This window comes from Hydrogenophaga sp. RWCD_12 (assembly GCF_046604225.1).
Lineage (GTDB): Bacteria > Pseudomonadota > Gammaproteobacteria > Burkholderiales > Burkholderiaceae_C > Hydrogenophaga.
The window spans coordinates 785,861-804,676 of record NZ_JBKIXC010000001.1 but is presented as its reverse complement, the minus strand read 5'-3'; the positions used below and the strand labels follow the sequence as shown (position 1 = coordinate 804,676).

16 protein-coding genes are annotated in these 18,816 nt (G+C 65.8%); 2 read left to right on the top strand and 14 right to left on the bottom strand.

What is annotated here, in order from left to right:
* Positions 1–34: 34 nt before the first annotated feature.
* The gene (locus ACLIJ1_RS03830) at positions 35–1,795 is read left to right on the top strand and encodes a PhoH family protein (protein WP_411364148.1); all 1,761 of its coding nucleotides are present in this window, start codon (positions 35–37) and stop codon (positions 1,793–1,795) included.
* A gap of 70 nt (positions 1,796–1,865) precedes the next feature.
* Here the strand turns inward: ACLIJ1_RS03830 and dnaB are convergent, their stop codons facing one another.
* The 9 genes from dnaB to ACLIJ1_RS03785 all read right to left on the bottom strand — a co-directional run bounded on the left by dnaB (position 1,866) and on the right by ACLIJ1_RS03785 (position 8,360).
* On the bottom strand, positions 1,866–3,263 hold the full coding sequence (dnaB, locus tag ACLIJ1_RS03825) for a replicative DNA helicase (RefSeq protein ID WP_411364780.1): 1,398 nt from the start codon (positions 3,261–3,263) through the stop codon (positions 1,866–1,868).
* A 222-nt stretch (positions 3,264–3,485) separates the two neighbouring features.
* Positions 3,486–3,938 carry a 50S ribosomal protein L9 gene (gene rplI, locus ACLIJ1_RS03820; RefSeq protein WP_411364147.1) on the bottom strand — a complete coding sequence of 151 codons (453 nt, stop codon included), beginning with the start codon at positions 3,936–3,938 and terminating at the stop codon, positions 3,486–3,488.
* Positions 3,939–3,951: 13 nt separating this feature from the next.
* Positions 3,952–4,233, bottom strand: a complete 282-nt coding sequence (rpsR, locus tag ACLIJ1_RS03815) for a 30S ribosomal protein S18 (protein ID WP_066154570.1) — start codon at positions 4,231–4,233, stop codon at positions 3,952–3,954.
* A gap of 12 nt (positions 4,234–4,245) precedes the next feature.
* Complete coding sequence (gene priB, locus ACLIJ1_RS03810; RefSeq protein ID WP_411364146.1) at positions 4,246–4,551, bottom strand: primosomal replication protein N; 306 nt, start codon at positions 4,549–4,551, stop codon at positions 4,246–4,248.
* Positions 4,552–4,560: 9 nt separating this feature from the next.
* Positions 4,561–4,968 carry a 30S ribosomal protein S6 gene (gene rpsF, locus ACLIJ1_RS03805; RefSeq protein WP_411364145.1) on the bottom strand — a complete coding sequence of 136 codons (408 nt, stop codon included), beginning with the start codon at positions 4,966–4,968 and terminating at the stop codon, positions 4,561–4,563.
* Between the two features lie 124 nt (positions 4,969–5,092).
* A complete protein-coding gene (locus ACLIJ1_RS03800) occupies positions 5,093–7,168 on the bottom strand; it encodes a sodium:solute symporter family protein (protein WP_411364144.1) in 2,076 nt (691 codons plus the stop codon).
* 5 nt (positions 7,169–7,173) lie between these two features.
* Positions 7,174–7,434, bottom strand: coding sequence for a DUF4212 domain-containing protein (locus tag ACLIJ1_RS03795; protein WP_411364143.1), 261 nt, complete (start codon positions 7,432–7,434; stop codon positions 7,174–7,176).
* A gap of 30 nt (positions 7,435–7,464) precedes the next feature.
* Entirely contained in the window at positions 7,465–8,073 is a 609-nt protein-coding gene (locus ACLIJ1_RS03790; protein WP_411364142.1) for a tetratricopeptide repeat protein, read from the bottom strand.
* A complete protein-coding gene (locus ACLIJ1_RS03785; RefSeq protein ID WP_411364141.1) occupies positions 8,064–8,360 on the bottom strand; it encodes a hypothetical protein in 297 nt (98 codons plus the stop codon). Before ACLIJ1_RS03785 ends, ACLIJ1_RS03790 begins: the two co-directional genes overlap by 10 nt.
* A gap of 164 nt (positions 8,361–8,524) precedes the next feature.
* Here ACLIJ1_RS03785 and ACLIJ1_RS03780 point away from each other — a divergent pair, with 164 nt between their 5' ends.
* Positions 8,525–10,387, top strand: a complete 1,863-nt coding sequence (locus tag ACLIJ1_RS03780; RefSeq protein WP_411364140.1) for a putative nucleotidyltransferase substrate binding domain-containing protein — start codon at positions 8,525–8,527, stop codon at positions 10,385–10,387.
* A gap of 215 nt (positions 10,388–10,602) precedes the next feature.
* On the opposite strand, the gene ACLIJ1_RS03775 is transcribed toward ACLIJ1_RS03780, so the two are convergent.
* The 5 genes from ACLIJ1_RS03775 to ppsA form a co-directional block, all read right to left on the bottom strand.
* A complete protein-coding gene (locus ACLIJ1_RS03775) occupies positions 10,603–12,795 on the bottom strand; it encodes an exonuclease domain-containing protein (RefSeq protein WP_411364139.1) in 2,193 nt (730 codons plus the stop codon).
* A complete protein-coding gene (locus tag ACLIJ1_RS03770) occupies positions 12,792–13,166 on the bottom strand; it encodes a response regulator transcription factor (protein ID WP_411364138.1) in 375 nt (124 codons plus the stop codon). The genes ACLIJ1_RS03775 and ACLIJ1_RS03770 overlap by 4 nt, the downstream gene beginning before the upstream one ends.
* Position 13,167: 1 nt before the next feature.
* On the bottom strand, positions 13,168–15,927 hold the full coding sequence (locus tag ACLIJ1_RS03765; RefSeq protein ID WP_411364137.1) for a sodium:solute symporter family transporter: 2,760 nt from the start codon (positions 15,925–15,927) through the stop codon (positions 13,168–13,170).
* Between the two features lie 3 nt (positions 15,928–15,930).
* Positions 15,931–16,155 (bottom strand): hypothetical protein, encoded by a 225-nt coding sequence (locus tag ACLIJ1_RS03760; RefSeq protein ID WP_411364136.1) that lies wholly within the window; start codon positions 16,153–16,155, stop codon positions 15,931–15,933.
* 146 nt (positions 16,156–16,301) lie between these two features.
* Positions 16,302–18,701 (bottom strand): phosphoenolpyruvate synthase, encoded by a 2,400-nt coding sequence (gene ppsA / locus ACLIJ1_RS03755; RefSeq protein WP_411364135.1) that lies wholly within the window; start codon positions 18,699–18,701, stop codon positions 16,302–16,304.
* Positions 18,702–18,816: the final 115 nt, after the last annotated feature.

Below are 18,816 nucleotides of genomic sequence, written 5' to 3'. Positions count from 1 at the left end.
TTTCATTTTCCGGTCCGCGCTGAACCACTGCCACATGCCACTGCCTCCCGCCCCCACCAAACGTGCCGCCCTGCTTGCCCCTGAGGCATACAGCCTGAAATCCAGCGACGACCACTTTGAAGACCTTGCGCCCCCCGCGCCTGCTCCGATGGCACGGCAGGCAGAGGCTGGCCCCAGAGCCGCCGCTGCACGCACGAGCACCAATGGCAAACGAAAAGACGGCGGCAAAGGAACGGCCAAACCGGCCACAGCCCCGTCACCAGCCCCCGCGCCGGTCGTCCGGTCGCCGGAGCCGGCTGTGGTCCTGGCACCGACACCAGTGCCGGTACAGGCTCCGGTGGTCGCCAAGGCGCCCCAACCCGCACCGGCCCGGCGCGGACGCAGCACGGCGTCGACCCCGACTGGCCCGACCCGCCTGTTCGTTCTTGACACCAATGTGCTGCTGCACGACCCGATGAGCCTGTTCCGCTTCGAGGAACACGACATCTTCCTGCCGATGATCGTGCTGGAAGAGCTGGACGGTCACAAGAAGGGCATGACCGAAGTGGCCCGCAACGGGCGCCAGACCAGCCGCACGCTCGATGCACTCGCCGCCCAGACTGGTGGCGACATGGCCAAGGGCCTGAAGCTCTCGGCCACCGGCCACCTGGCCGCACGAGGCACGCTGTTCTTCCAGACCGAACCGCTGCACGACGAGTTGCCGTCCAGCCTGCCCAAGGGCAAGGCCGACAACCAGATCCTGGGCGTGGTCCATGCGTTGCGAGACAAGTTCCCGCAGCGGGAAGTCATCCTGGTGTCCAAGGACATCAACATGCGGGTCAAGGCCCGCGCCCTGGGTCTGGCCGCCGAAGACTACGAAAACGACAAGACGCTGGACGACGGCGAACTGCTGTACTCTGGCGCCCTTGCCCTGCCGCAGGACTTCTGGACCCGCCAGAGCAAGACCATCGAGAGTTGGCAGAGTGGCAGTCACACGTTCTACCGGGTCAGCGGCCCGGCCGTGACCCAGTTCCACATCAACCAGTTCGTCTACTTCGAGGCACCGGGCGAACCGTCGCTGTATGCCCGCGTCACCGAAATCCGCGACAAGACCGCGGTGCTCAAGACGCTCAAGGACTACACCCACCTGAAGAACGCCATCTGGGGCGTCACCAGCCGCAACCGCGAACAGAACTTCGCTCTCAACCTGCTGATGGATCCGGAGATCGATTTCGTGACGCTGGCCGGCACGGCCGGCACCGGCAAGACCCTGATGGCCCTGGCCAGCGGCCTGACGCAGGTGCTGGACGACCGTCGCTACACCGAGATCATCATGACCCGCGCCACGGTCAGCGTGGGCGAGGACATCGGTTTCCTTCCCGGGACCGAGGAAGAAAAGATGGGGCCGTGGATGGGTGCGCTGGACGACAACCTCGAGTTCCTGGCCAAGGGAGATGCCGGCGGCGCCGGAGAGTGGGGCCGCGCTGCGACCAACGAGCTGATCCGCAGCCGCATCAAGGTCAAGAGCATGAACTTCATGCGCGGCCGCACCTTCATGAACAAGTACGTCATCATCGACGAGGCACAGAACCTGACGCCCAAGCAGATGAAGACGCTGATCACACGCGCCGGCCCGGGCACCAAGATCATCTGCATGGGCAACCTAGCTCAGATCGACACGCCCTACCTGACCGAAGGTTCGTCGGGCCTGACGTTCGCGGTGGACCGGTTCAAGGGCTGGCCACACGGCGGCCACATCACGTTGGCTCGCGGGGAGCGCTCGCGGCTGGCGGACTTCGCCTCAGAAGTTCTCTGAGACCGGCTCTGCCAGCAAAAAGCCCGACAAGGTCGGGCTTTTTGCTTGGAAGAAGCGGGTGCTTGCCTGATCAGTAGTCGCTGCCGCCCATTCCGCCACCCGCCAGCGTTTCGAACCGGGTCAGCATGTTCAGGAAAGCCAGCTTGCAAGTCCCGGTCGGCCCGTTACGCTGCTTGCCGATGATGATCTCGGCCACACCCGGCTCCTTGCAGGTTTCCTTGTTGTAGTACTCGTCGCGGTAGATGAACATGATGATGTCCGCATCCTGCTCGATGGCGCCGGATTCGCGCAGGTCGGACATCATGGGGCGCTTGTCGGTGCGCTGTTCCACCGAGCGGTTGAGCTGCGACAGCGCGATCACCGGGCACTGCAACTCCTTGGCCAGCATCTTCAGGCCCCGCGAAATCTCACCCAGCTCGGTGGCGCGGTTGTCACCGCCCGAAGTGCTGGAGCCGCTCATCAGCTGCAGGTAGTCGACCACGATCAGGCCGAGCTTGCCGCACTGCCGCGCCAGTCGCCGGGCATTGGCGCGCAGTTCACTGGGCGTCAGGCCCGGGGTTTCATCGATGTGCAGCGAGATGGTGCGCAGCTTCTCGATGGCTTCGGTCAGGCGCGGCCACTCGTCGTCGGTCAATTTGCCGGTGCGCAGGTGGCCCTGGTTGATGCGGCCGATGGAGCCGACGATACGCACCGCGAGCTGGGCCGCCCCCATTTCCATCGAGAACACCGCCACCGGCAGTCCCTCGTTGAGCGCTACGTGCTCGGCGATGTTGATGGCGAACGCGGTCTTGCCCATCGAAGGACGCGCCGCCAGCACAACCAGGTCACCCGCCTGCAGACCCGAGGTCATGCGGTCCAGGTCGATGAAGCCGGTCGGCACCCCCGTGATGTCGTTGGGGTTGTCGGCCATCTCCTGCACGCGGTCAAGAAGGTCCACCACCAGGGTGTCCATGCTCTGGAATCCATCCTTCATACGCGAGCCTTCCTCGCCGATCTTGAAGACCTTCTGCTCGGCTTCGTCCAGGATCTTGGCCACCGGGCGCCCTTGCGGATTGAAGGCCGCGGTCGCGATTTCGTCGCTGGCGGTCACCAGCTTGCGAAGGATGGCGCGCTCGCGCACGATCTCCGCGTAGCGCCGGATGTTCGCGGCACTGGGCACGTACTGCGCCAGGGAGTTCAGGTAGGCCAGGCCTCCCGCCTCGTCTGCCTTGCCCAGGTTCTGCAGATGTTCGTACACCGTCACCACGTCCGCCGGCTTGCTGGCGTTGACCAGCGTTGCGATCGCCGAATACGTCAGGCGGTGCTCGTAGCGGTAAAAGTCCGAGTCGTTGATCAGGTCCGCGACCCGGTCCCAGGCCCCGTTGTCCAGCAGCAGTCCGCCCAGCACGCTGGACTCGGCCTCGATGGAATGCGGGGGTACGCGCAGCTGCGCGAGCTGCTGGTCGGCACCGAAACCGGCCTCATCCATGCCGGCATCGAAGGAAGAAAGCGAAGAGGGAAAGACGGTGGCCATGGCGTTCCTGTGAATCCTGAAATGGTACGCCGCCCCCCCCATGCTGTCATGGGACAAGTCTGTGGACAACACGTGCACAGCCTGGGGAACCGACGGGATAAGTGCCTGACAGAAACAAAAAGGCCGCTGACCCGAAGGCAGCGGCCTTTTTCAGGACGGCTGGTGCCGTCCGGGGGATCAGGCGGTTTCGCCCAGCACCGTGACGGCCACGTCGACCGTGACGTCGGTGTGCAGGTTCACGCTGACGGTGTACTCACCGACGGTCTTGAGCGGACCGTTGGGCATGCGCACCTGGGCCTTGGCCACGGCGAAGCCTTGCTTGGTCAGCTCTTCGGACACGTCGTGGTTGGTGACGGAGCCGAACAGGCGACCGTCCACGCCGGCCTTCTGGCTCAGCTTGAGGTTCACGCCAGCGATCTTCTCGCCCAGGGCCTGAGCTTCTGCCAGCTTGGCAGCAGCGGCCTTTTCCAGGTCGGCGCGGCGGGCTTCGAATTCGGCCACGGCGGTTTGCGTAGCACGGCGGGCACGGCCGGACGGGATCAGGAAGTTGCGGGCGTAGCCGTCCTTGACCTTGACCACATCACCCAGCGAACCGAGGTTGACAACTTTGTCGAGCAGAATGATTTGCATGTGAATCTCCCTATCAGACGCGATGCTGGTCGCTGTACGGCAGCATGGCCAGGAAGCGGGCGCGCTTGATGGCGGTGGTCACCTGGCGCTGGTAGATCGCGCGGGTGCCGGTCAGGCGGGCGGGAATGATCTTGCCGTTTTCGGAGATGAAATCGCGCAGGACGTCCACGTCCTTGTAGTCGACTTCTTCCACACCGGCGACGGTGAAGCGGCAGAAGCGCTTGCGCTTGAACAGCAGCGATTGGGTGTTGCGCTTGGGGCGCTTGTCTTTGTTGAAACGTTTCGGTGCAGCCATGATGGGCCTTTCCTATGTCTTGCTGAAATCTTGGATATGGAACACAACGCCTTTGCCGTTGCGCGCATTCGCCATGAATCCCTGAAACCTGCCTGCCATTTCAAGGCTCTGCCTTGAGAGGGTTTCGGCCAGTGCCCCGAAGGCCACGGCGCGAATCTGCAGTTTCACGGCTCGCGGGGTATCCAGTTCGACGACGGTCGATTCGTGCTCCAGCACGAGATTGACTGCCGGGATGCCGGCCGGGGTGTAGCGCAGGCTCTGGACCTGCACCACCGTGGCCGCCACTTCAAACCGGTTGATGCCCGCTGGCGATGTCACGCTCCGGGATCAGGCCTCGGCGCGCTGTTCGCGAGGCTCGCGGGATTCGCGGCCTTCACGCTGCTCGGGCGCAGCCAGCTTGCGGGCTTCCTCGCGCTCGACCGCCTTCATCATGCTCGAAGGACCGGTTTCGGCCTTCTTCTTCTGCACGGTCAGGTGGCGCAGCACGGCGTCGTTGAACTTGAACGCGTGTTCCAGTTCGCCCATCACGGCTTGGTCGGCTTCGATGTTGACGCACAGGTAGTGGGCCTTGGACAGCTTGTTGATCTGGTAAGCCAGCTGGCGGCGGCCCCAGTCTTCAACGCGATGGATCTTGCCACCACCGGTGGTGATCATGCCCTTGTAGCGCTCCAGCATGGCCGGAACTTGTTCGCTTTGATCCGGGTGGATCAGCAAAACGATTTCGTAATGACGCATGGACTCTCCTTGTGGATGAGGCCGTATCCCCGGGGGAACACGGTTTCTGATGAATAGCCACCCCCGGCGTCAACACGGGGTGCGGCAAGGCGAAGCCCATGATTCTAGCAAATTTCCCGTCGGATCAGTTCATCTTCAGATTGGGGTAGCGCACGTGCTCGACCAGCTCCTGGGATTTCCGGCTGGGTGTGTGGGTGAACAGGCTGATCAGGATGATCACCAGAAATCCCACCGGAACACCAAAAACACCGGCCGAAATGGGCTGAATGTCCCACCAGAGGTGCACGGGGCGGGTCACACCGAAGATGCCGCGCAGCCAGGGCTGGTTCATCACCATGTAGTAGGTGGTCATGGCCAGGCCGGCGATCATGCCCAGCGAAGCAGCGATGCCGGTGGCGCGCCTCCAGAAGATGCCCAGCACCAGCGCGGGGAAGAACGCAGCCGCCGCAAACGAAAACGCCGCCGACACCAGAAACAGGATGTCGGCCGGCTTCTGCGCTGCCACGTAGGCGGCCAGCAGGGCGACGATCAGCAGCAGCATCTTGGAGATCGTCACCCGGCGCGCGGTCGAGGCGTTGGGGTCGATCATCTTGTAATACAGGTCGTGCGACAGGGCGCTGGAGATGGTCAGCAGCAGGCCGTCGGCCGTGGAAAGGGCAGCGGCCAGTCCACCGGCGGCGACCAGCCCGGAGATCACATACGGCAGCCCGGCAATTTCGGGTGTGGCCAGCACCACGATGTCGCCACCGATCGTCATCTCGTTGAGCTGCAGGATGTTGTCCCGGTTCACGTCGGTCAGCGACAGCAGGGTCGGGTCGACCTTGTTCCAGGCGGCCACCCACTGCGGCAACTGGTCGAAGGGCGTGCCGATCAGCACATGGAACACCTCGTACTTGACCATCACCGCCAGCGCCGGCGCGGTCACGTACAACAGGAAGATGAAGAACAGGGACCATGTCACCGACTGCCGGGCTTCGCGCACGCTGGGCACCGTGTAGTAGCGCATCAGGATGTGGGGCAAAGCGGCGGTGCCGACCATCAGACAGAAGATCAGCGCCAGGAAATTGCGGCGCGAATCGTTGAAGGCCTTGCGTTCCGGCTCGCTGCCCTGAGGGTCGCCCGAGAACTGGGCCGAATGGGCAGGCATGCCGTTGAGCGGCCGCGACTTGGTTTCCGCCAGCGCCTTGATCCGGGTCCATTCGGCGATGGCAGAAGACTCGTCCTTGGGCACGGCCGCCAGAGCCTTCTCTGCCGCCGCCATCTTGCCCATCGGGGCATTCGCTGCACGCACCTCGGCCAGCCGGGCCTGGGCGGCCGCTCGGTCGGCGGCCAGCGCCACCGCCGGGTGACGGAGTTTGGCGTCCAGTTCGGCGGCGCGCTTCTGGTAGATCTCGCGCACCTCCAGTTCCTTGGGATCGTTGGTGAGCAGCTTCTCCTTGGCAGTGACTTTTTCCAGCTGGAAACCGTAGACCGCCTGCGGCACCGGCACGCCGGTCTGCTTCACCGACAACCAGACGACCGGGATCATGTAGGCCACGATCAGAATGATGTATTGCGCGACCTGGGTCCAGGTCACGGCGCGCATGCCGCCCAAGAACGAGCAGACCAGGATCCCCCCCAGGCCAAGGAAGATGCCCAGTTCAAAGGCCACGCCGGTCAGGCGGGAGGTGATCAGGCCCACGCCATAGATCTGCGCAACCACATAGGTGAACGAACAGAGGATGGCCGCGGCAATGCCGATGAATCGCGGCAGGTTGCCGCCGTAGCGCTCGCCGAGGAAGTCGGGAATCGTGTACTGGCCGAACTTGCGCAGGTAGGGCGCGAGAAACAGCGCCACCAGGCAGTAGCCGCCGGTCCAGCCCATGATGAACGCCAGCCCCGCGTAACCCGTCAGGTAGAGCGTGCCGGCCAGGCCGATGAACGAGGCGGCCGACATCCAGTCGGCGCCGGTCGCCATGCCGTTGTAGACCGCCGGCACGCGCCGGCCGGCCACGTAATACTCGGCCGCGTCGGTGGTGCGACTCATGATGCCGATCGCGGCGTACAGGCCCACGGTGGCCAGCAGGAAGATGAAGCCGATCCACTCCCGAGACAGGCCGACCTGCTCCAGCGCAGCGAGGGTCCCCACGAAAACGAAGAAGCCGATCGTGTACCAAGAGTACACCTTGTCCAGCTGTTGCTTGAACGCCTTTTTCGACACCCGGGTCACTCTTCGTCCTCGTCCACGTCGTGACCAACATCCTGGCGGTGCATGTACCAGGCGTAGAAGCCGATGATCAGGCAGTACACCACCGGTGCCCCTTGCGCGCCCACCCAGTAGCTGAAGGGCCAGCCAAAGAAGTTGAAGCTGAGCTCGCGCGCGTAGTAGCCCACGACAAAGGTCACTACGAACCAGATCACCATCAACACGGCGATGACGGCGAGGTTCTTGCGCCAGTAGTGGCGGCGGCTCTCACTGGGCTCCACGGCACCGACCTCTCTGCGCTACCTGACGGTTCAGGGACATGCCACGGCCCCATCGGCGGATGCGCCCGGCAGACCAAGGCCGGTTTCTCGCACCAGCTGCGCCGCCACCCGCGGCTCGAATCCGCGCAGGTGGCGAATGATCCGCAGTGCCTCTTCCGGCTCCTGCCGGTCCGCATGCACCCGCGCGAGCTGGTACCAGCCGAACGGACTCATCGGCTGCAGCGCCGTGTTCCGGCGCAGCGCCTCGACCGCCCCGTCGAAGCGGCGCAGCCGGATCAGGCAAATGCCCAGTCCGTACCATGCCCGGTCCAGCCCGGGATCCATGTCGGTCGCACGGCGGAAAGCGGCTTCGGCGTCCTCCAGCCGGTCCATGGTCTCCAGCAGGAAGCCGAGATTGAACCAGGCCGTCGCCAGCCCGGGCGCCACCCGCACGAGGTGTTCGAGCGTTTGCACGGCGCCTGCACGGTTGCCCTGCCCGGCCTGCAGGACCGCCAGGGAAGCCAGCGCATAGCGGTCGTCCGGTTGCACGGCCAGGCGCTGTGTCAGGCAGTCGCTGGCCCGCGACTTCTGACCGGCCACCAACCAGAGGCGGACCTGCCAGCGCATGCACCAGCCGGCCAGGCTGGCCTTCAACGACACAGCTGGACCCCGACCGAGAGGCAATGGGAAATCTTGGCGACCGTCACGAGCGCCCAGACGAAGCCAAGCATCAGAAACGCCACCAGGGGATGGTGGCGCTGCAGCACGAAGCGGGGAGTCAGCCGGCCGACCAGCAGGACGAAGGGGCGACCCACCTGCTGGAGCAACTGATAGAAGAGGTTGCTGTCCTTGCGCGGTCCGGCGATCAGTCCCAGCACCCACTGTGCGAGCAGTGCCATGAGAGCAATTTCGACGACCAGTTTGACGGTGGTGATGAGGGTCAACATGTAAGCATCGCGTCAAAGTCAGCCCATTCTGTTTTGGCATCTTACCAACCGCTTACAAAGCACCCGCACGCGATCCCGGTCCGGTCAAACACCGACAGGGTAAACCCGCAGCCCGTCTGCACCGCGGGTGTAGCATGGCCGTTTTGCCCCCGAACACATCGAGCATGCATCACCCTGAAGGAACCACCACGCCATTGGCTGCATTGATGGGGTCACACCGGGTGCTCGGGCTTCTGCCTCCGGCGACCAGGGAGGCGCTGGCACCGTCATTGACGGTGCTATCCGCCGCCAACGGTGAGCGTCTGGCCGACGAGCAGCAGCTGGCGACCGACCTGTACTGGCTGATCGAGGGTGAATGTGCCTTGCTGGACGCCGACGGCGAGCCCGTTCTGGCGCTGCGCGCGAACGACCTGTTCGGGGCCAATCATGCTGGCGCTGCGGGGGTCCATGCTGCGCTGGCCAAGGGCCAGGTCTCCTTCGCCCGTTTCGATGCCGCCACGCTGCAGGCATGGTGCGAGGGGTCGCCGGGCATGGCGTATCTGCTTGGAAACGGTGCGACCGCCAACAGCGCGCAGACCGTGCGCCTGTCTGGCAGCGACCCCGCTCTGAACCTGATGACTACCCCGGTGCGGGCGCTGATCCGGCGCGCGCCGATCACGCTCTCGCCACAGACCAGCATCCGCGAGGCAGCGCGCATCATGAGCGAGCAGCGCGTGTCGTCGGTGCTGATCGTCGAGCAGGACCTGCTGTTCGGCCTGATCACCGACCGCGACCTTCGCAACCGCGTCATCGCGGCCGGGCTGGACACCGCCCGACCGATCGCCGACATCGCCACGCTGGCGCCGATGAGTGTCGATGTGCGGGCGCCGGCCTTCGACGCCCTGCTGCTGATGGCCCGCCATGCGATCCACCATGTGCCGGTGCTTGACGGGCAGCAGATCGCCGGCATGATCACCGCCACCGACCTGACCGAGCAGCACAGCACCTCGGCGGTCTACCTCGCGGGCGACATCTACAAGCAGTCCACCGTCGAAGGACTGCAGGCCGCCGCCGGCAAGATCGGACGCCTGCAGCTGAGTCTTGCGGCGGCGCAGGCCTCGGCCGACAACACTGGCCGCATCATCACCACCATCACCGACGCGATCACCACACGCCTGCTGCAACTCGGCGAAGCGAAACTGGGACCGCCGCCGGTCGACTACGTCTGGGTCGCGGCCGGCTCGCAAGCCCGCAGCGAACAAACTGCCAAGTCCGACCAGGACAACTGCATGGTCCTTGACGACGCCTATGACGAGGCGACCCACGGCGAATACTTCAAGTCACTGGCGACGTTCGTGTGCGACGGCTTGAACGCCTGCGGCTACGTCTACTGCCCGGGCGAGATGATGGCCATGACCGACCAGTGGCGCCAGCCGCGCCGGCGCTGGATCGAGTACTTCACCGAGTGGACCAGCCAGCCCGACCCTACCGCGCTGATGCTGACCTGCGTGTTCTTCGACATGCGCGCCATCCACGGCAACGGCGAGCTGCTCAGCGCCGTGCGCCGCCACGTGCTGCAGCGCACACGCGGCAACACCATCTTCCTGGCCCATCTCGTTGGCAACGCCCTGCTGCGCGAGCCACCGCTGGGCATGTTCAAGGGCATCGCCACCGTACGCAGTGGCGAACACAAGGGCACGGTCGACCTCAAGCACCACGGGGTGGTACCGGTCGTCGACATGGCGCGCGTCTACGCGCTGGCCGGTGGTAACGAAGACGTCAACACCCAGGACCGCCTGCGCGCCGCGAACGCCAGCGGCTCACTGAACGAAAAGAACGCGCGCGACCTGCAGGACGCGCTGGAGTTCCTCGCCTTCCTGCGTCTGCAGCACCAGACGCGGCAGATGAACGCAGGCATCTCGCCCGACAACCACCTGCGCCCCGAGGAACTCTCCAACTTCGAGCAAACCCAGCTCAAGGACGCGTTCGTGGTGGTGCAGTCGATGCAGAAGGCACTGGGGCACCGGTACCAGGCCGGGAGATTCTGACCCCCCCGCGCCGCGCCTGGCGGCGCGTCACCCCCCAGGGGGCGATGCGAGTGGCCCGGCGAAGCCGGTTCCACCGCATCCTCGAATCGGTCACGCACTCCGGAGAAAGGGTCTGGGTGTCGAGGGGGAGTTGGTTCCAGGGCACCGCGGAACCGGCTTTGCCGGGCCGCCAGTGCCGCCCCCTGGGGGGTGACGCCGCAGGCGGCGCGGGGGGGTCAATACTTGATCCTGGCGTAGTACGTCTTCTGCGCCGCCTCGCGCGCCTGGCCCAGCGTGTGGATGCCTTTTTCGGCCAGCAGCGGGATGAGCTTGACGAAGACTTCGGCGGTCACCATGGCGTCGCCCAGCGCGGTGTGCCGGCCGACCACGGTGACGTTGAAGCGTTCGGCAATCGCCTCCAGCTTGTGCGAGTCCTGGTTGGGATGGACCACCGCCGAGAGCAGCAGCGTGTCCAGCACCGGGTGATCGAACACGACCCCGGCGACCTTTTCCTTGAGCTGCAAAAAGCGCATGTCGAACGCCGCGTTGTGCGCCACCAGCACCGTGTCCTGCGCGAAGGCATGAAAGGCCGGCAACACCTGGTCGATCGTGGGCTTTCCCATGACCATCTCGGGCTGGATGCCGTGGATCGGGATCGAGGCCGGCGGAATCAGGCGCCGGGGGTTGACCAGCTGCTCGAAGCACTCCTGCCTGAGCAGCTTGTGGTTGACGATGCGCGCGGCCCCGATCTGGATGATCTCGTCGCCCTGCGCGGGGTTCAGGCCGGTGGTTTCGGTGTCGAACACTGTGTAGACAAGGTCCGTCAGCAGGCGGTCGTCCATCGATCGCGTCTGCTCGGTGGTCTTGAAGAGGTCGAAGTCGTAGTACTCGGGCCGGCTGTCGCCCGCCGCGAACGCCGCCGACTCTGCCTGCTCCTGCGGATTGGCCAGGGGCAGCAGGAAGCGGAAAAAAGCCTGGTGGCGGATGCGCTCGCGCTCGAACCAGAACGCGCCGTTGTGCCGTTCGACCACATCGCGCACGGTCAGGCGCAGGGCTTCACCGGCGACCTTCATCGGGTCCATCTCCCAGCTCATCACGGTCTCGGTGCTCATCGCCTGACCACTCCAGATCAGGTCCAGCCATGCTTTGTCGGCCGAACCGGTCGCCGACTGAAGCCGCAGCTGCACAAAGCGCACCTCGAACTCGTCCGCCAGCCGCCCGGACAGGTAGGCCAGCGCCTGCATCAGCGAGAAACTCTCGACCTTGAGCCACAGCGAGGCATCGACCTCGGCCGCGGTGGCGGGCATGGACACCGATTCGATGCGCTTGAGCGACGCCGTCACCAGATCGGTGCCCAGCATGTCCTCCAGCGGCCAACGGGTCTTGAGGCTGTCGGCCGATCCACTTTCGAGCTCGCCGATGCGCTGGCTCAGCAAGCGTGTCTCGTCGCGGAGCACGCCCAGGAAGCGCTCGCGCATCGGCGCCTCCAGGTCGGGGTAGTCCAGCATGTCCAGCGCCGCCTGCATGTTGGCCATTGCCGCTCGGCTGCGCTCGGTCAGCGTGTGCAGCACCTGGTCCTTGGCCGATTCCGCCTCGAACTCGCGGGTGATGTTGTCCAGCATCAGCACGAAGCCGGTCAGCTCGGTCGAGCGATCTTCCGCAGGGTCGACGGAGGGCGCACGCACCGGCGCCATCTGCACCCGCAGCAGCTGACCGGCGGGTGTCGTGGTCACGAACTGGGCCGAGGGCTGGCTGGCACCGCGTTGCATGCGCTGGCGGATGTTTTCCAGCGCATGCGCCACCAGCTTGCGGTCGAACACCCCGTATACCGAACGACCCAGACCGATCAGCTCGGCACCGCCGGCGACGCCAGGCGCCTGTGACAGGGCGCGGAACTGCATGCGCGCGCGGTTGTTGTAAAGCAGGATGCGGCCGTCCAGGTTGCAGACCACCACGCTCTGGGTCAGCTCGGACATCAGTGCCGCCAGTCGGCTCTTCTCCTGCTCGATGCCCTGCGCCGCCTCGCGCACGCGAGCGTCCATCTGATTGCGCAGCGCCTCGCGCTGCCCCACGAGCTGATTGAACAGCCCCACCAGCACCTTGGTCTCGGCATTGCCCTTGGGGGTGAGCTCGCGCACCACATCGGTCCGCAGCAGCACCTGCGCTTCCTCGGCCAGCTGCACCGACGGCGTCACCCAGAGGTCGAACCAACGCTTGAGGCCCCAGCCGATCAGCGCCATGCCGGCGGCCCACGTCAACAGAATCAGGATCAGGCGGTCGCCGACCGTCTGCAGCACCGCCTGGCGCTCCTGCGCATCCATCGCCGACCCGATGAGGCCAAAGGTTGCGGCCAGCCACAGCAAGGACGCCCCGGCCGCACCGCCGAGCAGCCACCAAAGGCGCCGGTCGATCCGCTTCTGACCGCTCATGCAGCGCCTCCGAGCAGCTCGCGCACCTTCTGCACCAGTTCCTTGGTCGAGAACGGCTTGGTCATGTACGCATTGGCCCCCAGCGCCAGGCCCTTGGCCACATCGGTGTCGCGCCCCTTGGCGGTCAGCATCACGATCAGCGTGTCGCGCACCGCCTCGTTGGCACGCACCTCGTGGCACACGTCGAAACCGGTCTTGACCGGCATCATCACGTCCAGCAGCACGAGCTCCGGACGCTCGCGCACGATCGCGTCGATCGCTTCCTGCCCGTCGCGCGCCAGCACCACCTCGAAGCCTTCGCGCTTCATCAGGAACTCCAGCGAGATCAGGATGTTGGGCTCGTCGTCGGCAATCAGGATCTTGGTCGTCATGTCATTGGTCTCCATCGTTGTTGTCTTGTCTCTCGCCGGGTCTGGCCGCCGGCAGCGCAAATCCGAAACAGGCGCCCTGCCCCGGCACGGAGCGCAGCCACATGCGACCGCCGAAGTGCTCGACGATCTGCCGGCTGATCGGCAGCCCCAGGCCGGTCCCGCCGGGCCGGTAGTGCGCATCGCCCGCCACCTGCCGGAACTTCTCGAACACCGTGGCCTGCTGGTCGGCCGGAATGCCAGGCCCGTTGTCCTGCACCTCGACCACCGCGTCGCCACCATCCCGGCGCAGCGCCAACTCCACCCGCCCGCCGTCGCGCGGCGCGTACTTCAGCGCGTTGGACAGCAGGTTCAGCACCACCTGGGTCAGGCGGTCCGCGTCCGCCCGGACCACGGCGTTGTCCGCGTCCAGCCGCAGCTCCAGCACCACCGCGCGCTCGCGGTACATCTCGGCCATGCTGCCCGCGGCCTGCCCGGCCACCTCGCGCAGGTCCACGTCGTCCACCGTCCACTCGGCATGCCCGGCCTCGATCTTGGCCATGTCCAGCACCTGATTGACCAGTCGGCTCAGGCGCTCCGCCTCGGCCACGATGATCCCCAGGAACTGCTGCCGCTGGGGCAGGTCCATGTCGTCATCGTCCCGCATCAGTTCCGACAGCGCCCTGATGGATGTCAAGGGCGTGCGTAGCTCGTGCGTCACCGACGACATGAAGTCGTCCTTCAGGTGGTCCAGGCTCTGCAGCTTCTGGTTGGCCTCGCGCAGTTCGGTGGTCGCGCGCTCGAGCGACAGCGACTTCTCCTCCAGTGCCCGCGAATAGCTGCGCAGCTGCGAGGCCTCGTCCAGGATGCGCATCACGTCGTCCAGCTCCAGCGCCTCTTCTTCCGCCACCGAAGCGACCATGACCCGCGCCGAGGCGCTGCCGATCGCGCCCGCCAGCTGCGTCTCGGCGAACTGCACCAGCCGCGGGTGCGCTGGCATCTGCGGCGTGAGCACCATCCCGGACTCGGCGGCAAAGCTGTCGACCAGTTGCTGCGCCCGGGCCGGCCCCATGAAGCGCGCCATCAGCGCCTGCAGCGCGCCGACCTGTGCCCTGCCTTGCCAGAACACCGGGTGTGCGGCCTCCGTGCGCCGGAACACATCGACGAACAGCAGCGCCTGGCTGGTTTCGGCCGCCGACGGCGCGCGCCAGAGCGACACCCCGACATACGCGCCCACATTGACCAGCAGGCTCCAGAACAGCGAGTGGGTCAGGTTGTCCAGCCCGGCCAGGCCCAGGAAGGCTTCCGGCCGCAGCCAAGTCCAGCCGAACAGGCCGTGCTGCAGGAACCCGTCGGCCAGCCAGCCCGACTTGGCCAGTGACGGCAGCATCAGCGTGTAGGCCCAGAGCAGGAAGCCCAGCAGCAGCCCCGCCAGCGCGCCTCGGCGCGTGCCACCCTTCCAGTACATGCCGCCCAGCATCGCGGGAGCGAACTGCGCCACCGCCGCGAAGCTGATCAGGCCGATGCTCACCAGCGCATAGGCCTCGCCCGCGAGGTGGAAGTACAGGTACCCCATCAGCAGGACCGCCAGGATCGCCAGCCGCCGGATCAGCAGCAGCAGGCCGGTCAAGTCGCCCGAGGCGCCCGACCCCAGCGCCCGGCCGCGCAGCAGCAGCGGCATCACCAGGTCGTTGCACACCATGGTCGAGACCGCGATCGCCTCGACGATCACCATGCCGGTCGCCGCCGACAGCCCGCCCACAAAGGCCACCAGCGCCAGGCCGTGCCAGCCAGCCGAGAGCGGCAGCGACAGCACGAAGGTTTCCGGGTCCATGCGCCCAGGACCGAAGTGCATCAACCCGCCGATGGCAATCGGCAGCACAAAGAGATTGATCAGCAGCAGGTACAGCGGAAACACCCAGACCGCGCGCCGCAGGTGCTGTTCGCGCACGTTCTCGACCACCATGACCTGGAACTGGCGCGGCAGGAACAGCACCGAGAGCATCGCCAGCAGCGTCTGCCCGGTCCACTGCGCGTAGGCGAACGGCTTGCCTTGGTCGAACTGCAGCAGGCGGTGGATGGCGGCGTCGCCCTGCGCGCGATTGAACAGATCGCCCAGCCCCTGGTAGAGACCAAAGACCACGAACAACCCCACCGCCAGAAACGCCAGCAGCTTGACCACCGACTCGAATGCGATGGCCGCCACCATGCCCTCGTGGCGTTCGGTGCTGTCCAGATGCCGAGCGCCGAACACCATGGTGAAGCCCGCGAGCGCCAGCGCCACATACAGCGTGCTGTCGCGCCACCAGCTCACCGGCGCGGACGCTGCCTCACCCAGCGGCGAGGTCATGACGGCGTAACCACTGGCGATCGCCTTGAGCTGCAATGCGATGTAGGGAACGATGCCGACCACGGTGATCAGCGTCACCAGGCCTGCCAGCAGGCGGCTCTTGCCGTAGCGGCTGGCGATGAAGTCGGCGATCGAGGTGATGCGGTAGGTGCGGGCGATGCGGATCATCTTGCGCACCACCATCCAGGCCAGGATCATGGCCAGCATCGGCCCCAGATAGATCGGAAGGAACCAGACTCCCGAACTGGCGGCGCGGCCGACGCTGCCGAAGTAGGTCCAGGCGGTGCAGTACACCGCCATCGACAGCGCGTAGACCCAGGCGTTGCCGATCACCGACCGTCCCTGGCGCGCGCGGCGGTCGCCCCAGTACGCCACCGCGAACAGCAGCAACAGGTAGGCGAACGCGACGCCGATGACCAGCGGGACAGGCAACATGGTTCAGGTCGGTCCGTCGTCCGGCGCAGGCAGGTCCGGGGAGCGCTCGACGATCCAGGCCACGGCCGCGATCAGCAGCGCCCAGATCAGGAACATGGCCAGGGGAAACAGCGGCAACCCGAACACACGGACGTCGTGGTCCCACAGAGCGAGCAGCGGGAAATTGAACAGCGCCAGTCCCGCCACGAACAGGGCCACCAGCCGTTGGGCGTCCAGTTCCTGAAGCATGCGCGTCTCCTCTGTCGTGGGCGCGCTCGGCGGCACGCCTCTGCAGCCGATTGTGCGCCGGGCACTGACCCCGGCCTTACGCACCCGCCACCAATGAAAACGGCCGGGCGAAAGCCCGGCCGTCGAAGCGATCAGACGCGGTCAGTTCACTTGGCCGTCGATGCCAGAAGCTGCCAGGTGTCGACCACCGAGTCCGGGTTCAGCGAGATCGAGCTGATGCCCTCGTCGCGCAGCCACTGCGCGAAGTCGGGGTGATCGCTGGGGCCCTGGCCGCAGATGCCGACATACTTGCCCTCGGCCTTGCAGGCGCCGATGGCGAGCTTGAGCAGCGCCTTGACAGCCGGGTCGCGTTCGTCGAAGTCGTGCGCCAGCAGTTCCAGGCCAGAGTCCCGGTCCAGGCCCAGGGTCAGCTGGGTCAGGTCGTTGGAGCCGATCGAGAAGCCGTCGAAGTACTGCAGGAAGTCGTGTGCCAGCACGGCGTTGCTCGGGATCTCGCACATCATGATCAGCTTGAGCTCGTTTTCACCGCGCTTCAGGCCCTTGGCCGCCAGCAGCTCGGTCACCTTGCGCGCCTGTTCCAGCGTGCGCACGAAAGGCACCATCACCTGCACGTTGGTCAGTCCCATGTCTTCGCGCACCCGCTTGAGGGCTTCGCACTCCATCGCAAAGGCTTCGCGGAAGTCCTCGCTGATGTAGCGCGCCGCGCCGCGGAAGCCCAGCATCGGGTTCTCTTCGTCGGGTTCGTAGCGGCTGCCGCCGACCAGCTTGCGGTACTCGTTGGACTTGAAGTCCGACAGACGCACGATGACCGGCTTGGGCCAGAACGCGGCGGCAATCGTCGCCACACCCTCGGCCACCTTGTCGACGTAGAAGGCACGCGGCGAAGCGTGACCGCGGGCCACCGACTCGACCGCCTTCTTCAGGTCGGCATCGACCGCCGGGTAGTCCAGGATCGCCTTGGGGTGCACGCCGATGTTGTTGTTGATGATGAATTCCAGGCGGGCCAGTCCGACGCCGCCGTTGGGAATCTGCGCGAAGTCGAACGCGAGCTGCGGGTTGCCGACGTTCATCATGATCTTCACGTCGACCTCGGGCATGGTGCCGCGCTGGACTTCGGTGATCTCGGTTTCCAGCAGGCCGTCGTAGATGTGGCCGGTGTCGCCCTCGGCGCAGCTGACCGTGACCAGCGTGCCGTCCTTGAGGTGGTCGGTGGCGTTGCCGCAACCCACCACGGCCGGGATGCCCAGCTCGCGCGCGATGATGGCTGCGTGGCAGGTGCGGCCGCCGCGGTTGGTCACGATGGCGCTGGCGCGCTTCATCACCGGCTCCCAGTTCGGGTCGGTCATGTCGGTCACCAGCACGTCACCGGGCTGGACCTTGTCCATCTCGCTGATGTTGTGCACCAGGCGCACCGGGCCTGTACCGACCTTCTGGCCGATCGCGCGGCCGGACGCCAGCACGGCGCCCTTGCCCTTGAGCTTGTAGCGGACCTCGGTCTTGCCGGCGGCCTGGCTCTTCACCGTCTCGGGGCGGGCCTGCAGGATGTAGAGCTGGCCATCGGTGCCGTCCTTGCCCCACTCGATGTCCATCGGGCGGCCGTAGTGCTGCTCGATCACCAGCGCGTAGTGCGCCAGCTGCTCGACGTCTTCGGCGCTCAGGCTGTAGCGGTTGCGCTGCTCGACCGGCACGTCGATGGTCTTGACCAGTTTCTTGGTGGCCGCCTTCTCTTCCGGTGTGGAGAACACCATCTGGATCAGCTTGGAGCCCAGGTTGCGGCGGATCACCGCGCGCTTGCCCGCCTTGAGCATGGGCTTGTGCACGTAGAACTCGTCGGGGTTCACGGCGCCCTGCACCACCGTCTCACCCAGGCCGTAGCTGGAGGTGATGAAGACCACGTCCTCAAAGCCGGATTCGGTATCGATGGTGAACATCACGCCGGCCGCGCCAGTGTCGGAGCGGACCATGCGCTGCACGCCGGCCGACAGGGCCACGTCGGCGTGGGCAAAGCCCTTGTGCACGCGGTAGCTGATAGCGCGGTCGTTGTAAAGGGAGGCGAACACCTCCTTCATCTTGTGCAGCACTTCGTCGATGCCGTGCACGTTCAGGAAGGTTTCCTGCTGACCGGCAAACGAAGCGTCGGGCAGGTCTTCGGCCGTGGCCGACGAGCGCACCGCGAAGGTGGCCTTGTCGTTGCCGCCGACCAGGGTGACGAAGGCTTCGCGGATCGCTTTTTCGAGGTCGGCCGGGAACGGCTGGTTCTCGACCATGGCGCGGATTTCGGCACCGGCCACGGCCAGCGCACGCACATCTTCGGTATCGAGCGCGTCCAGGCGCGCATTGATGCGGTCGGCCAGACCGTCGAACTTCAGGAACTCGCGGAAGGCGTGGGCCGTGGTGGCGAAGCCCGTGGGCACCTTCACCCCCTGGGGCAGTTGCGAAATCATTTCGCCGAGGCTGGCGTTCTTGCCGCCGACGACCTCGACATCGCTCATTCGCAGTTTTTCGAAAGGCACGACCAGATCGGTCGGCTCGAACAGGTTGGACATGGAAGACTCCTAAGGTTGAAAAACCGGGGGGCTCCATGCGCCAGCGGGTGACCTGTGGTTCTGTTATGGGTCGTGCACCGGGCAGGGGGCGGGCATTCTGTGCGCCCGTGATTGT